Raw genomic sequence first — 15,995 nt, forward strand, 5'->3', positions numbered from 1 at the left:
ACGGCGAATGTTTGACCCAGCGTTCCCAAGACCGCAACTCCTGAAGATTTGCTGCCAACATTAGGTTTTGCGCGAATTCTCGTCACTCGTGCATGCCAGAATCATGGTCATACTACTACATTTTAAGGTTGCTAAAGTTGGTTTTGAAGCAATATCCTATATCCCGCATTGAACTCATGTTCTCAGTCCGATCCGTAATGGTAATAATTGAGAAATACAGCGATTATAACGAAAATATTATGTTAATCATTGGCAACTTAACCGCCAATGATTAACTTTTTCGGCAGAACCAATCCACCCGCTAGAAATCGGCGCTCGACTAGCCCTCTAAGAAGCCAAAGTGCGTGGGATTAAGGACCAGTGGGCAGTTATAGAAGCCAGAAAAAACGAGCTTCTTCTCTACCGCTGCATTCTCTACGCAGGAACACATATCTAACCTGTTAGTCGGAATTTTGTATTCGGGAAGAGAACTCGTGAACGTCACAATTACGTCTTTGCCGTCCTCTTCAGGACATTCCGAAAGGGGCAGAACACCCATCTGGTTAGTGTTGTCGTTCCATTTCGCCTCAGATCCAGCCCATCGCATGGAAGCATCCGAGAAAAGCTTCTCCGCCTTGTCTGGAGACTGTCCTGTTTCGCGCAATAGCTGCGCCTCGACGACGGCAGCAAAGCGGACCTGTGTTTCGGCAACGCTAGACGAAGTGCCTGTTTCTGACGGATTGGAATGCGGATAATTAGTTTCTGCATTATATCTGTAAATTTTAACTAAAATAGTACCGACGATCGCTACTAATGCACCCGCCACGGCCAAGCATAGAGTCTCACCGCCTCCGGAATTATCCATTGTTTTCATCCTATTTGTTTCTTTTGAGAAATACTGCGAATCAAACGACATCAGCGCCTCCTAGCGTTTCTGCCTGTTTCCACTCAGGTAAATATACTGAAGCATTCAAAAGCTTTATAAGGACACTCTTATGCTGTTTCAGAGTTTGAAGCTCGAGTTCTTTCTTCTGGTCAACTGTATCAATACTCTGGTCTATAGCCCTTTTATAGCCATCAATGCCTTTTTCGATCTTGTTTGTTACATATTTTGAAAAAACATCGACAAGAGTATAAATATATTTCTTAAAAGTTTCCACGAGAGGTATAATTTCCGTGCTTCTATGAAACCCAGCGAACAGGTCACCTAATCCGGCGACTGAAATGCCTCTTATCTCGTATTCTTCATTCACACATCTCTCTACTTCATGAACATAAAGATAAAGAGTCCAGATTGATCTTTCGTGAGAAATTTCTTTTTTTTCACGTATTTCGGTGCGATGCCAATTTTCGATTTTTGGGATAAGTTTAATACCTGTCCCTTTGAATGAAGGGAATGTTATTTCACCGTCGAAAATGGTTTTTAGGCCCGGAAAGGCTTGTAATTCCTGCTCAAGGGCTTCACCGCCTTTCTTCTCGATTCCATTGATAAGCAGAGAGGCGCATTCCTTAAAGACGATCCCGATGCGATCCCCGGATTGATTTGCAGCAACGGGAATAATGAAATTGATGATTATGGATAATTGCTTTCCAAATTCGTTCAAAGCAGATTTGACCGCAGTTCCATCTGAGCCTTCTGAGAAACGGCCTCCACTCTGCCAGACCCTTCCGTAAGGGGAAGCCTGCAGCTTTTCCAAGGCTTCTGTAAACTCAGCAAGAGTCGGAATTCCTATCATGAGAGGTGAAGGAACGGGAGTTTCTCTCCTCATAACGATTTTAGCATAATCCGCGAGATCATTGAGAGGACGTTTAAAGACGTCATCAGAAAGATTTTTGATCGGCGCCAAAAGACCCGGCTTGCCCACACTGCGTCCTATGTAATCAAGCGCCTCACGAATATCCAGAAATGTACTCATGGCTGATATTTCTAATTCGGGTTTGTGACTGATATTGAGCTTTTCAAGAAGCCTTATGGCGTCTTCGGCTTCTCGCGTCAGTAAATCCTCGATTTCCGCCAGACGCTTTTTTGCAGTTGCCGCTTCTTCCTCTGTCCGCGTCATATGTGCTTCGAGTGTTTGGTCAAGTGCGATCAGGAGTTCATTGGCGGCCTTTGATACTGCATCCATTGGTCCTGCAAGGGCGATTTCCGGTAGATTGGCGGCAATATGCTCTCCCAGACGTCTTTCGAAATCACTGGCATGAGAGTAACGCAAGGTGTCGGCAATGAGGTGCCGGCGCAAATCGCCCGTTAACTCTTCAAAGTCACGTGGATAAGTTTTCCAGTAACCCTTTGGGAAAATGGTCTTGAAATTCGCTTCAATTTTTTCCAGACGGTCCTGCTGCTTTTCCGGAGTGGATTGAAAAAAACCGGCCTCGACAGCCCAAAGCGCAGGAAGCGATGAAATGGTGGCAGGCTCTATACCGTCGATTATTACTTTTTCTTCGGGTAGCTCATTTATCAGACCGCCGCGAAGCTGCTGTGTAACGTAGCTCCTAAATTTATTGAGACTTGTATCTGGGTTGCTGTCATTGCGACTGAAGGCATCGATCCGGTTGAGTAGAAACAGCATCCTTCCTAGAACAGAGGAGGTTTTCCGCCATGATGTGACTTGGTTTATGACCTGATTGAGCAGTTCCTTTTGCTTTCTGTCGTCAGTTTCCTCTGCATTGTAAGCCACAAGGCAGAGCGCCTGGGTAATGTTCTTACGAATGATCGGGCCATTTCGCTCATCGTTCATCGCTTTCAGCCCCGGCAGATCCAAGATCGTGATGCGAGTGCCTTCAGGTAGGCCGAAGCGTACCTTTTCCCCGGCGAGACGGATAGGCCAGTCAATCTCGAAATGGACTGCTTCGATAGAAGGATTTTCTTTCTCCGCAGCCCGGAATTGTTCCATGGTTTCTTCAAGGCGAGCGCGCAATTCCTCTGCGCTTAGGTCGTCCCATTCACCAGTGTCCCAAGTAGCGCCGCGCGTGGATGCAATTTTCAACGTGTGACGTTGATCGTGATGCCGTACCGTTACAAGCCCCGCGCTCATTTCCTGTACGGCAGATGGCAGGAGACTGTCACCAATCAAGAAATTTGCCAAAGTGCTCTTACCCGAGCTTGTTGTGCCGGTCGTAGCCAGAATGAGTTCAGGAGATTTCACATGCTCCAGAAGCGTCTGAACCGCATTTCCCAGAGCCTCGCGCTTTCTCGTCAGACTCTCGCGCCTCGCACTGTCCAGCCTGTCAGAGAGGGCTTTCTCGATGTCATCGGCGACGGAAGTGATCTCTATGGTGCGCTGCTGCCAGTAAGCAGCACAATCTCTGAAAAGCCCCTTGAGATCGAGCGTTGGGTGGGCAGTTTCATTCATGGTCTGGATTTCCAAGTTGTGTTGAAAGAATGTGTCGGTCAGGAAAACGCTTGGGCAAGAGCGAGACGGTTGTTCTCGATCAAGGCAGGCGCTTCGCGCATGAGTTCAAGAGCGGAGGCACCAAGAGTGACTTCTGCGGGGATGCCCAGACGGTGACGGAGTTGCGTCATCGGAATTTCATTCACGTTCGTTCCCCTCGGCAATCCCATTAGCTTCTGCCAGCCGTGTCTGTCGTCGAATGTCCTGACCGGCAAGACAGATAGAGGCTCTTCCGCCTTGGCGTACTCGATCAGATCCCTTGCGCGCTGGAGACCGTCGTTCCAGCCGATCAGCGTAAAAGACAGGGTGGCGGGGACGAGGTTGTCGTCCGTATCGATCTCGAAAGTCCTCTGGGAGGAAGGCATCTTGATGAGCGTGCGGCGGAGCAGAATATACTGGCCAGTCAGCCACGAGTTTTCCTGAGCCAGCTCCCAGAGGGTAGCGCACCCGGTCAAAGCATGAAGTTCTCGAAGTGCCAGTTCCGCGAAAACGCGCGCGCGCTGGAAACACATCTCAAGCCCGTCGCCCAGTGCGTTCCGGGCGTCGCGCCATGTGCTGAGTGCAAAGGTCATTCCAGTCAGGAGTGGCAGGCGAGCCGGAGAACCGGGACGTTGATCGTTGAAGCGCGTCTGGAATTTACCGATAAGTGAACTTGCCAGTTCCTCAATTTTTTCCAGATCACGCTTCAGTGGAAACTCACCTCGCTCCAAGATGGCGGCGCAGTCGCGATAGTTTGCCAACAGCTCATTCAGATTTTCCTGAAGCTGCCGAATTGCACTGAGTTCGACGCCTTCTAGTTTGGCGAGATGGATGGTGTCATGCATTTCTGCGAAACCAGAACGTAATTGGTTCCTGATTTCAGCCAGCATGGTCATCTGACGTTCCTGGCCGTCGATGACGCAATGTAAAAGCGCGGTATTTTCCCGAACCAGACGCTCGACTGACGCGAAGCCTGTTCGCATAGTCGAGTTGAGGCTCTCAATCCTGTTTTTTATCTGTTCCTGTCCTTGTTCCACGCGGCTCAAAGTAGTTTCGATGCGATTAAGCCTACGGTTGAAATAAAGCGCCACACCGAGGGGAGGACACGCAACGAAAGCAGCAAGATCGACGGCAGGCGAGTTCGCAATGTCAGTTAGGGTGTCAATGCTGCTCTTCAGGTTCTGCCAGAAAATTCCGGTGATATGGGCGATCTTCTGATAGGTAGCATCCGTGAAGTCGGCGATTTTGTGCGCGATTTCGACTACTTTTAGTACGAGTGGCGAGTTGTCGATTGCATAAGCGAGTGTTACGCTGATCATCCCGCCAACAGCTGCACCTGCGAATTCCGACAGAACCTCACGCAGAAAACCCGGCAACACGGAAGCGTATGTCATGATCAGCTTGTCGATCGCCTCGGAGATGATCGGCTGAATTACCGCACCGACGGCAATGGACAGAAGGCGCATTACAGCAGCGAGTTTTTCTTCTTGGCCGAGGTTGTCAGGATTATAGATAAGGATGCGGAGAGAAGTGACGATCGCGCTCCAGAAACTCCTCAGCATCTTCATGGCTTTTTTGGCTGTGCCGGTGAAGATGTTGATGATCGTGGTCACGATCTCAGAGAGCACGCCAGCGGTAAAGCCGCTCTTCATTTCACTCCAGATGTGACTCAATCTCCCTTTTATGCGCTCCCATGCGTTGCGGAGCACGGTGGCCACATGTTCGAGAATGGGTTTCAGATCAAGCTTTTCCTTCCAGGTCGGTGTTTGCTGCCATCGCTGGATAAGTGATGGGAATTCTTCCTGCACAGCGACTGAAAGTTCGAGCAAAACCACGCCTAGTCCCTGCCTGGCACCCATCTTAAAACCGGCAGCTAAAGCATGCTTGGATGTAGCGCCAATAAAGTCCTTACTCGTATAGTAAGCGACGTTGTGTTGCCGTGACATCGCCCTCTCTGCGTTGTGCGTCGCTTCTTTCAGTTTTGTCTCATCAACAACTAGTTTGGCTTCGAGCGATTTAAGTTTCTTTTCTGCGCCATCAGGAGCGGAGCCGTCCACAATTGACTTTCGCAGGCTTGCGGCTTCGGCAAGATTTGATTCCCGCTGTTTTTGTAGTCTTATAAGAAATACTTCAGCAGAGTCGGCTTGTTTAGAGCGGTTTATTGAGCGATCTGTCGGTTGAAGATTGCTACTTTGGTTGGCGAGATCCACTCCATTCAGAGAAGACAAGGCTCTCCGTGGATCGTCATGAATTGTTTTAGCTGCAACCACATGGTCACGGTCATATTTGTCGCCAGGTTTTATAGTCTTGCCTGTGTAAGCATCCCTTAAATTGCCAGCATCGCGTTCTTTATTCCACTCTTTGCCTTTGGCAATATACGCGGAATCAGAGTGATATTGCGCGCTTTCGTATTCTCCGCGTCTGGCATATGCATCGGCATGTTTCGTTCTTTTGAACGTCGGATTTTCACCATTTTTCGCGCTCTTGGCAACGTTGTGGATTGTGTCCACATGGCCGTTCGCTTCATCATTGCTAAATAGCAGGGCGTCCAGACCGAAGCTAGTAATGACGCTCGAAAACAGCACCTCTCTGTAACGCCCAGAGAGTTCTTGGAAAACAGACGGACTTTGATCTGGAACAGCCGACATACTTTCACACGCCCTTTCTACAACATGTAAACGTGATACATGCTGTGCTAATGGTAACCCTTTGATGCAAAAGCGTAGCATATGGATACACAAAGAGAACCCTTGCTTTCGCCCTTTGAGAGACCTTATATCTTGATAGGGTGTCAAAATCTGTCATGAGAGCTGTATGTCATTCGCAAAGGCGCAGGATATCCTCCAACTGGCTATGATGGCCACCAAGCAGGGGGGCGTTGCTCTCGAAGAGATCGCGGAAACGTTTGGTTGCTCCCATAGGACCGCTCAACGCATGACTTCGGCCCTTGAGGCTATTTTTCCTCAGGTTGTATCCATCCAAGGACAGGATCGCCGTATGCGATGGCTGATGGCGGTACGGACTATTGCACCGTTACTTACGCCCTCGTCAGACGAACTTATAGCGCTATCAGAAGCTGTGACACTGCTTGATCGTGCTGGAATGAAACACGAGGCTGCACGCGTTCGAAATCTTGAGTGCAAAATCAACGCTCTTGTCCCGCCAGTTCAGCGGACGCGTCTGGATGTTGATAAAGAGGCGGTGCTTGAGATGCTCGGATATGCTACTCGTCCGGGTCCTCGTCCAGCGGCAGCAGACGATGTAATCAAAGCGATTTATGAGGCACTTAAGGGGCCAAATCTGCTTCGTATTCTTTATCAAAAACATCGGGAAGATGTGCCGCATGAACGAATTGTGGCTCCCTATGGCTTACTTCTAGGAGTGCGCCGTTATCTTGTCGCTCGAGATGTAAAAAAAGGAATGGATGCACAGATACGACACTTTCGCGTGGAAGAACTCCATGAAGCCAAAGTGCTTGATCATGCATTCGAAATCGATCCTGATTTCGATTTGAAAAAACATGCGGAACGTGGATTTGGTTCTTTCATAAATGATGCTGAGTTCGGAGAGGTTGTCTGGTGTTTTCGCCCCGAGGCAGCAGAACACGCACGGCGCTACGTCTTTCATCCGAACCAGACAACCGAGACAACTGAAGACGGTTCTTTGATTGTGAAATTTAAGGCTTCAGGCCATCTTGAAATGGCGTGGCATCTTTATTCTTGGGGGGAGTCTGTCGAGGTTCTCGCTCCGGAAACGCTGCGTCAAATGGTTCTTGGTTATCAGAGGGTGTTTCGAGCTTTGCCGTGAGGCCAACCGATATAAGGTTTGACCTGGACGGATAGGAGCATCATTATTGGGATTAATGGCGTCTCGCTGGTTTTCTACAAGGTTTTCCGAATTCCGCCAGGCGGAAGCATGTCGGCATGTTGTATATCCGGTGTGTAGGCTGAAGCTGGATTTTTACCAAGAAAGTAGTTTACTCTGTCAGTTTCGAAGTTAATTCATAAATCTCATTATCGATTTTCCGGACAGCAGTAATCACATAGATAACGATCTGTTCGCCGATGAACTGATAAACAAGGCGCTACTCATCTTTTGGAAGTATTGATCTGGTAAAGTTCTGATAAACCGCGATGAAGCAAAAGATGGCTGATACCGATGTCTGCTTGCGAGAAACAAGATCGGCCTTCGGAAACGGCAAAAAGTAGGCGAAAGCACCCGGTCCGCTTACGCCTTCATGCTGGCCGTTCGATCGAATTTCGTGCCTTTCCGAAGCCAGACGTGATTAAGGCCCCGCACCCAACGATGGGCTCGTGCCAGAACGATTCAAAATACTTGATTCAAGGAATATTACTAATTTGATGGAGGAGCAGAAAGCACCTTGAGACTGGCGTCTCCGAATCTCAGGAAAACGCTTCTGATAGTGGTTTCTTCCTTGTTCTGAACCATGTTCGAAATGGTATCAATGAGCTGGTTCCCAGCCTGTGAAAGAAGCTCCTGAATCTGCCCAGTTTCTGGCCCGCTCGCCCGGAACAAATAGGAGAAAAATGCTAAAGGGAAAAAGAAAAGTGTGAAGATGGACGTATTACCGTTTGATGCTTCAGCTTTCTCTCGATGCTCTCGAAGATGGGTTGTGACGAGCTTGGCAACCTGCTTTACATCATTCCCGTCATTTGCAACGCCGAATATATAACAGATCCTGATATACATAGCCGAAATAATGGACGGAACAATATCTGCTTCGTCCGCTTTGTTTTGCAGAATTATTGTACGTAGTGCTGTAGCATTATTTGCGCTGAATTTGGCGACAAAACTACGGGCTTCTTTTTCCCTGAGTTCTTTTGCTGTTTTGTTCAGGCCTGAGATAACATTCGTAAAAGCCTGACGCTGGGCTTCTGGGATAAAACGATAAGACATCGAGATGAGGTCATCAAGGCCCTTGACTTTATACCTATGGACAATTGGATTGCCGTCATCACCTTCGGCCTCTTCGTCTTCTTCTTCGTAGGCCAGCCCTCTGGTCATTACGATGCAAGCGACATAAGGACCAAGGATTTTTTCGACCTGCTCCAAAAAACTTTTGTCCTTGAAAAGCCGAACCTTTGTCAGGACCACAATGACTTTTAGCCCAAGGTCAGTCAGAGCTTTTGCCAATCGTATTTCAGCATCTTCAATACGGGCAGAATCATTGCTGATACAAAGCCATGCCACATGGACATAGTCGTCCGGGTCTGCACCGCGACGACGTTTCACTTCGTCGATAATTCCGCCGAGGATCGTTGCGTAATCCGCGAGCTCCAAACCTTTTGTATCGAGGATACGGATAGGGTTGGGGGGATTCTCGATGAGTTCAATGCCTTGGGTAACAGGTTGTCCAATTCCCGTCTTGGCAAGATGATCACCAAAAACAGCATTAATGAGGGTACTTTTACCCACCCCCGTCTTGCCGCAAATCAGGATATTGGCAGCATTGTTGCCCGCCAGAAATTTCTTGTAGAAATCCCGTGTCTGTAATTGGAAGTCCTCAAGGGTTTTTCGCGCTTCATCGCTCAGACCATTATCGACTTTGGCGTCAGTCATAAATTGATATTCCTAAAACCCTTACAGACCGATCTTGTTTTTGAGGGCATTGAGGGCTTCCCCTAGTTCCAGCGGACGGCCTTCTTCAGTCAAGCTCACTAATACATCTACATAGGTCGAGCCCATAGCAGACGTTAGACGGTTGGCAACTGTGGCCGACAGGGCTCCTCCAATGAACGAACCAAGACCCGGAACCATTTTCATAATGCCGGTCACGACTGTTTTGCCCACTAGTGTGGCAGTTGAAGAGCCAATCAGAGTGGTCAGGACAGGAAGAACGCTGCTTTTTGTGACTGACATCCCAAATATAGTCGAGATCTTCACAATCATCGTGGCTTGGACCGGGAACAGCAGAATTGCGTCTGAGAAAGGAATGGGGGTCGCTCCAATAGCAGCTGCCGCAGCGCTGGAGACAGTGATAATTTTGGCTGCTTCCTCCTTCTTTTTCTGAAGGCCTTCTTTGGTCTCGATATTCAGGGCATTGGCAAATGCCTGCTGCTGGGCTTCCGGGATAACCTCGTAGGACACATGGATAAGTTCGTCGATGCCACGGATATTGTAAGCGCCCACAACATTCTCGTCATCGTCATAACGAGGCGTTTTAATGGCCCGGGTCTGAACCACAGCGTGTGCGAGCCCTTCAAACTTAGCTTTCACGATGGCAACGAACTCATTGGCCATAATAAAGGAATGGGATTTCGTCAGAACGACAATGACCTTCACTCCAAGTTCGTGCAGATCCCAGGCGAGCTGAAACTCAGCATCTTCAATACGCTTTCCTGGTTCAGCAATGCACAGCCAGGCCACATGAACGTAGTCATCACCATCATGCCCGCGTCGACGACGAACCTCGTTGATGATTCCGTCGCGAATGACTTGATAGTCTTCAAGCTCAAGGCCCTTAGTATCTAGAATATTCAGAGGTACACCATCGACACTAACCACGCTGAGCTTCTGCGTGACGGGACGTCCAATACCAGTTTCGGCCAGTTTGTCCCGGAAAACGGCATTAATGAGAGTGCTTTTTCCGACACCGGTCTTGCCGCAGATAAGGATATTAGCCTTCTTATGCTTTTTGGAAATTTCATCCCAGAAACCAAGGGCATCATCCTTGAGTTTCAGTATAGAATCTGCAGATGGAATAGACCTTACCACAATGAAGCACTCACCTAAATTCTTTTCCGTTACAGGATTCAATCAGATAATCGCCTGAATGACAATCTATGTCACAAAAACTTTCGAGAATGTTTGTCGCCAAAATTACGTTTTACTTGGCATGAAGGTCGATAATATGAATGACGGCTTTCTACTCTCGTTGTCTAACAGCAGACATACCGCTCCCCCCCCCCGCCCAAGAGCGACATTTTTTGAATACCACTTGCCCTACGACATACGTCCGGAATCTACACGCATTTCCACGCCAACGCCGAGCAAGTATCAGGCTGTCGCGTTTATAAATCGCGCATTACCCACCAAGCTTTACCTCCATAGCGCAAGCCTCACAGCCGCCCGGCCTCCCGGCATATCCCTAGAAGATGCGCGAGCTTCTGATACAGCACGGTGCCCAGAACAATGACGCCTTCCAGAATGTGGGCCGCCTCACTCTCGGCCTTCAGACCACCGAGCCGGCTGCAGAGCAGATAATGCTGGAGTTCCACCAGTCGCATCACTTTATGCAACCCTGCGTGCAACTCCTCCAGTCGAGGGTCCCGGTGAGAGGACAGGGACAGGCCATGCGCATCGTCGGTTATGAAAACCCCTTGGACAGAACAGTCGGGATATGCGGGCATCCCGCGATGACCTACGAGGCTCCGCGTCACCATTTGATGCAGAAACATACGTTTATTCGACTATATATTAAAGCGTATTTTCGCCTAAATACAGACATCTCTGGTTCAGGATGTTTGCATGGCCCGATCACGCCTTCGAAAGCGCCCCCTCATGGATGACCAACTCACCCTCCTCCGCGAGCGCGGCGAGCGCCTGCGTCAAGCCGCCCAAAGCATCGGCATCACCCACGCCGCCAAGGCCGCAGGCGTCCCCTATACGACCCTGAGGGATTATATGGGCGGTAGTGAGATGAAGCTGTCGGCTGTCGCTTCCCTCGCCCGGGTTTGTGGCGTCTCCCTGGACTGGCTTGCTTTCGGCGTTGGGGATGCCCCCATCACAACGGCTCATGTAGCAGGCTCCTCTGAAGCCCCGACGCGTGGCGGCCACCAGACTGTCATCCCCTGGATCGATGATCGCGATGAGGGTCTGCGCGTCAGCAAAGCCTGGCTTGAAGCCACCGTCGCACGTGAGACGACCGGATTAAGACTGATCAGCGTGACAGGCGATGCCATGACACCCACCCTGCGGGAGGGCGACCTCGCCATGATTGATACGGCCAGCGTCACCGTTCAGGGCGGTTCTGTCTTTGCCTTACGGGTCGAGGGCAACATTCTCATCTGTCGTCTTGAGCGATGTCTGGGCGGCGGGATCCGTGCACTCGCAGATCATGATCGCTATCCCCCGCAGGATCTCTCACCAGACGAAGCGCAGGCCCTGACACTTCTGGGGGAAGTGATCTGGTCAGGCGGACCGCTGGTCAGTTAGGCTTGCCCAGGCAGATAGAAACGTCTTATGCGATTAATCGCGCCATTCTATATACGAATAATCATTGACTAAGGCGATTCGTCGCCTATTATGGCCTGAGATTCACCGCCCTATCGGGTATCTCAGGAGGCCGCCATGATCGTTATCCTCTCTCTCCCCTGCCCGCTGACCGAGCTGTAACGCTCCTCCTGCCCTTTCGCCATTTCACGAGAGCATGCGGAACGTCTGTTTCGGAGAGCGTCATGGACCAGAAAGATATCGACTTCGAGAAGATCAAAGAGCGGCTTGTGCTCTTTGCACGGCGGCCTGAAGACCTCCTGATCGCCTCCGTGATCTGTGTCATTCTGGCCGGACTTCTGCCCTGTGCCCACCGCCATGTCGAACGCGATATGGCGTCCTATCAGCAGATTGGCTTCAGCGGCTTTCATGTTCTTGGCTTCCTGCTCTGGATCACGGTTGCCGCTTTCGCAGCCTCCACCCTCAGCCGGGTACGGGCAAGCTTCAATGTCCCACGTCATTACTGCGATCGCGCCTGCTATGCGCTGTCCCTGTTCTGCCTGGTCAGGATCTACATCTTCCTGCAATCCGCCCAGACGACCACAAGCGGATTTTTCTTCTTCTTTTCGACCTTCCAGCTTTATTTCACGCCCGCCATCGGTGCTGTGTTTCTCCTGATCGCCCCGGCCCTGCTCTGGCGGGCCACGCATCTCGAGAACGAACAGGTGCAGGCGATCTCGCAGGATCAGACGCAGATGTCCCCGCCCGAAGGTCCTGACACCTGACCTGACGCTTTTCGACCCATCAGATCTCAAAGACCCTGAGTTTCCAGACACAAGGATTGGCAGAGCCGGATCCTTCCCAAGGCCTGCTTCCTGAACGCGCCCACACAGCAAAATGGTCCGGTTTCGAAATGGTTTTCCTCATTTCTGTCGGACATAAGTAAAGGAACACACCCTCAAAATATCCCCTCGCACTGCCTGGTCTGCTGATGATGGCAGGCTGCACACAGATGCAGCCCAATGACGCGATCGTGCCGTTGCAGGCTGCAACAGCACAGATGATCGGACTGGCCTCTTCCGATGAACTGACGGTCAGCAATGTTCAGGCCACCAGCCCCGACGGACTGGGCGGTCAGCAGTTGTCCTATACAGCCACAACAGTGCGTGGACGCGTCTTTTCCTGCTCTGCGCTGATGACGCCAGGCCTGCTTACAGAACCCCCCAAAGTGTCAGCACCCCACTGCACGCCCGTCCTCGTCCATCAATGATCCGGCGCTGAACCGCGTCGGACGACGTCTGATGACATGCCTCCCCTGAAACACGACGCCTTCACGCCCAAAATGTAAGGTTGCTCTCCATGTCCGATATTTTTCTGTCCTCAGGTCAGTCTTTAAACACTGTCACGATAGGTGACGGTGACAGTGTCTATGTCGGTTCCGGGGCCAGCACCTCGGATCTTCAACTGGAGCCTGGTGGCAACGAATATGTCATGGCAGGCGGTCAGGCCCTTGGGACCGTTGTCAGCGCAGGCGGCTTTCTTTTTGCAGCAGGCGGAACCGACGCAGCATCAGCCATCGTCTCCGGGGGCACAATCGACGCAGGCGCCGAGGCGATACTTCATGCGCCGTCGTTGCGAGCCGTTGAGCTATACGAAAATGAACAAGCCCCCGTATCAGCATGTCTGTAAGGTTTTTCTGCTGGCTTAAGGCCACGCAAGCTGAATATCCGTCAGCATCCGATACCCCAATATATACCCCGACGCTGCATGAGCTTAAGGGCTATCACAGAGCGAATAAAATGACGGGAAAATACCAGATCTACGACACTAAAAGCGCTATGAAATTTTATAGAATATATAGAATGGCGGGGGGATGTCAATGTATTTGAACGGTTAATTGTATGATTTTTCAAAGAGAACTTTCGATAAGCATTTTATAATACCCCTAATTATACCCCGGCTCTTAATCCAACATATTATAGTGGCAATTTGAGAGGGTTACGGAGCTTATAAATGAAGAAACCTGCCTATCTCACATGGCGTTTGCAAACCTGCTTTTTCCTTGCGGAAGATATTATAATTGTACATCAAACGTTGTTTTCCAATGTGATTTCTCGTCCGTGATCCCTAATCCCAGTCTACCACCGTGACCTCTGATAATTTGGCGCGCGAGAGGCAATCCGATTCCGTTTCCTCCAGATTTGAATGACACAAACGGCTCGAAGATTTGGTCCCGTAGATCCATATCTATACCCGGTCCATTATCGCGAACACGGATAGCAATTGTGTCATTCACTGCTTCGACAGCCAGTTGCACATGAGGATCAGGCTGTGTGAGAGCAGCCTCCGCGCCATTGTTCAGAAGGTTTAACAGCGCCTGCTCCATCTGCACGGCATCAAGCCGAACCATGATACGGCCGGACGGTACAACGACATCCAGCGCCACGCATTCCTTCCATCGCGCAGTAAAAATTCGGACAATCTCCTGAACCAATGCACCAAGATCCGTTAATTTCAGATCCGGCTCTGGCAGGCGGGCAAGATCACGGTAACCACGAACAAAACGATCTAACCCTTCAGTACGGCGACGGATTGTCCCAAGTGCCTCGATGATCAGATCGTCTGTCTCATAACGCTCTCTCTTCAAATTGCATTGTTCGGCAAACAGATCCTCTGCCGTCGCCGACAGAGAAACGATGGGTGTGAGGGAGTTCATGATTTCATGACTCAAAATCTGCAACAGATCACGAAGTGCCTGTGCTTCAGCAGCGTTCAGTCCGGCTTCAACGTCTGTCAGTGCTAGATACGCCACGATGCCTCCGGCGCCCCCACCCTTCCCCACTGATAACGCGTAGACCCGGGATGAGCCTCCGCTGGACGCCAGTCGGATCAAACGTTTCTCTGGCCCCGTCGCGTCATTTTCTAATGCCATTACAAGTGGTGGTGGTGGATCGCGGAGGACACCTTCCGTCATGAAGAGACGCCGTGCCGCGCGATTGGCAGCATGCAGGGTGCCATCAACATACTGGATCAGCAGCGGAACCGGAGCATGGTCCAGCAGCGCCCGATTGCGTAGTTTTTCCCGATCCACAGATCGCACGACAGAAGGTTCCTGTCGTTTCAGGCGTCGCGCCATACGGATCTGTGCATCTACGACAGAGCCAGCACAAAACAATCCCAGGCACGATAGCAGAACAGCCGTTGCGTAAAACCCGTGCTGCCACGCCGGAGCCGTGATCAGACAGGCCGCTACGATGCCGGAAAGCAGCAGAAGCGTTTCAATCGCAACCCGCATTTAAAGCCCATACCTTGCCATCCGGCGGTAGAGCGCCGGTCGTGTCAGGCCCAGCTCCCGCGCCGCTTGTGTGACATTGAATCCGTGTTTGTGAAGAGTTGCCTCGATCAAGGACCGCTCTGTATCGCGCAATGTAGGCGTGCTTTTTGAAGCCGCGTCCTGCCCGTTGGATGATGTCCAGCTCCATCTTCCCGTGAGGACCGCCCGCTCAACGGTTGCACGAAGGCTTCGCACGTTTTGCGGCCATGCTTCTCCACAGAGCAACTGACGCCGCTCTTCATCTATCACTGGCTCAATCAGCCCGTGTCGAACTGAGGAATAGCGTGAAAAATGTCCGCTTAGGGCAAGGATATCCTCCGGTCGCTCGTGAAGAGGCGACAGCGGCAGTATTACCATCCCAAGATGCAGCATCAGTCGCGGGTCAAGAGCAGCCTTCAAACCAGTATGATCCACAGATGAAAGGGCAATGACCCGTGGGGGTGCGGGTTCATCCAGCCTGTCTGCCAGATGTCGTTGCATAGGTGCAGACAGCGCTTCAAAGTTGCGAAAGATCCACGTTCCGCCTTCTTCCGGCAGTTCCTCGCAATCTTCCGCGCGGATCGTCACTGCAGGATTGCTCTCCTGAGAAAGCGCATGAATGCGCCGTGCAAGCAGCATCTTTCCAACCCCGGACGGCCCTGTAATGACCAGTGGAGCACGAGTAATGGCCAAGCGGTCGGCTTCAGTGACAACACGGCGCAGTTTTTCCGATGCCACGATCATAACAGGATCGGTTTCAGCCGCCTGATCGGCCCGACGCCCCTTCAAAGTTGTGCCAACCAGCGCAAGAAGGCGCTCATTATTCCAGGGCTTCATAACGAAATCAGCAGCGCCTGCCCGCATCGCTGCAACCGCAATCGTTACGCCGCTATGGCCGGTTACGACGATCACGGGCAGATCCTGACGGAGAACCAGGATATCTCTGAGTAAGGCCAGTCCCTCTGCGCCGCTACTTTCGCCCTTCCTGTAATTGAGATCCAGCAGCACAAGGTCCACAGGGAAAGATGCAAGCTGTGTCAGAGCCTCTTCCGCTCCATACGCGGACAGCATCTCGATCCCACTTTTGCGAAATAATAGCCTCGCAGCAATCTGCACATCGCGATCATCATCGACGAAGAGAAGACGGGGCACTAAGGACT

General features: G+C 51.0%; 13 protein-coding genes. 5 read left to right on the forward strand and 8 right to left on the reverse strand.

What is annotated here, in order from left to right; genetic code table 11:
• Positions 1-319: 319 nt before the first annotated feature.
• From GCE01_RS08790 to GCE01_RS08800, 3 genes are read right to left on the reverse strand one after another with little or no spacing between them, the layout of a single operon-like run.
• The gene (locus tag GCE01_RS08790) at positions 320-895 is read right to left on the reverse strand and encodes a hypothetical protein (protein ID WP_099212503.1); all 576 of its coding nucleotides are present in this window, start codon (positions 893-895) and stop codon (positions 320-322) included.
• Positions 885-3,332: a dynamin family protein gene (locus GCE01_RS08795; RefSeq protein ID WP_099212505.1), complete on the reverse strand. Its 2,448-nt coding sequence runs from the start codon at positions 3,330-3,332 to the stop codon at positions 885-887. The genes GCE01_RS08790 and GCE01_RS08795 overlap by 11 nt, the downstream gene beginning before the upstream one ends.
• Before the next feature lie 38 nt (positions 3,333-3,370).
• Positions 3,371-5,998, reverse strand: a complete 2,628-nt coding sequence (locus GCE01_RS08800; RefSeq protein WP_099212507.1) for a hypothetical protein — start codon at positions 5,996-5,998, stop codon at positions 3,371-3,373.
• A gap of 166 nt (positions 5,999-6,164) precedes the next feature.
• On the opposite strand from GCE01_RS08800, the gene GCE01_RS08805 reads away from it, so the two are divergent.
• Positions 6,165-7,157 (forward strand): helix-turn-helix transcriptional regulator, encoded by a 993-nt coding sequence (locus GCE01_RS08805; protein ID WP_099212509.1) that lies wholly within the window; start codon positions 6,165-6,167, stop codon positions 7,155-7,157.
• A gap of 546 nt (positions 7,158-7,703) precedes the next feature.
• On the opposite strand, the gene GCE01_RS08810 is transcribed toward GCE01_RS08805, so the two are convergent.
• The 3 genes from GCE01_RS08810 to GCE01_RS08820 form a co-directional block, all read right to left on the reverse strand.
• Positions 7,704-8,930 (reverse strand): GTPase, encoded by a 1,227-nt coding sequence (locus GCE01_RS08810; protein WP_099212511.1) that lies wholly within the window; start codon positions 8,928-8,930, stop codon positions 7,704-7,706.
• A 21-nt stretch (positions 8,931-8,951) separates the two neighbouring features.
• A complete protein-coding gene (locus GCE01_RS08815) occupies positions 8,952-10,127 on the reverse strand; it encodes a YcjF family protein (RefSeq protein ID WP_099212513.1) in 1,176 nt (391 codons plus the stop codon).
• A gap of 302 nt (positions 10,128-10,429) precedes the next feature.
• On the reverse strand, positions 10,430-10,720 hold the full coding sequence (locus GCE01_RS08820; protein ID WP_244591140.1) for a hypothetical protein: 291 nt from the start codon (positions 10,718-10,720) through the stop codon (positions 10,430-10,432).
• Positions 10,721-10,838: 118 nt separating this feature from the next.
• On the opposite strand from GCE01_RS08820, the gene GCE01_RS08825 reads away from it, so the two are divergent.
• The 4 genes from GCE01_RS08825 (at position 10,839) to GCE01_RS08840 (ending at position 13,211) form a co-directional block, all read left to right on the forward strand.
• Positions 10,839-11,525 (forward strand): LexA family transcriptional regulator, encoded by a 687-nt coding sequence (locus GCE01_RS08825; RefSeq protein ID WP_099212515.1) that lies wholly within the window; start codon positions 10,839-10,841, stop codon positions 11,523-11,525.
• A gap of 242 nt (positions 11,526-11,767) precedes the next feature.
• Positions 11,768-12,307 carry a hypothetical protein gene (locus tag GCE01_RS08830; protein ID WP_099212517.1) on the forward strand — a complete coding sequence of 180 codons (540 nt, stop codon included), beginning with the start codon at positions 11,768-11,770 and terminating at the stop codon, positions 12,305-12,307.
• A 227-nt stretch (positions 12,308-12,534) separates the two neighbouring features.
• Positions 12,535-12,792 (forward strand): hypothetical protein, encoded by a 258-nt coding sequence (locus GCE01_RS08835; protein ID WP_244591141.1) that lies wholly within the window; start codon positions 12,535-12,537, stop codon positions 12,790-12,792.
• A gap of 89 nt (positions 12,793-12,881) precedes the next feature.
• Positions 12,882-13,211: a hypothetical protein gene (locus GCE01_RS08840; RefSeq protein WP_244591142.1), complete on the forward strand. Its 330-nt coding sequence runs from the start codon at positions 12,882-12,884 to the stop codon at positions 13,209-13,211.
• A 385-nt stretch (positions 13,212-13,596) separates the two neighbouring features.
• Here GCE01_RS08840 and GCE01_RS08845 read toward each other — a convergent pair whose 3' ends face one another.
• Positions 13,597-14,817 (reverse strand): sensor histidine kinase, encoded by a 1,221-nt coding sequence (locus tag GCE01_RS08845; RefSeq protein WP_099212521.1) that lies wholly within the window; start codon positions 14,815-14,817, stop codon positions 13,597-13,599.
• Positions 14,818-15,987: a sigma-54-dependent transcriptional regulator gene (locus tag GCE01_RS08850; RefSeq protein WP_099212710.1), complete on the reverse strand. Its 1,170-nt coding sequence runs from the start codon at positions 15,985-15,987 to the stop codon at positions 14,818-14,820. It lies immediately after the preceding gene.
• Between the last annotated feature and the right edge of the window lie 8 nt (positions 15,988-15,995).

It is taken from the genome of Gluconobacter cerinus, from assembly GCF_002723935.1.
GTDB lineage: Bacteria > Pseudomonadota > Alphaproteobacteria > Acetobacterales > Acetobacteraceae > Gluconobacter > Gluconobacter cerinus.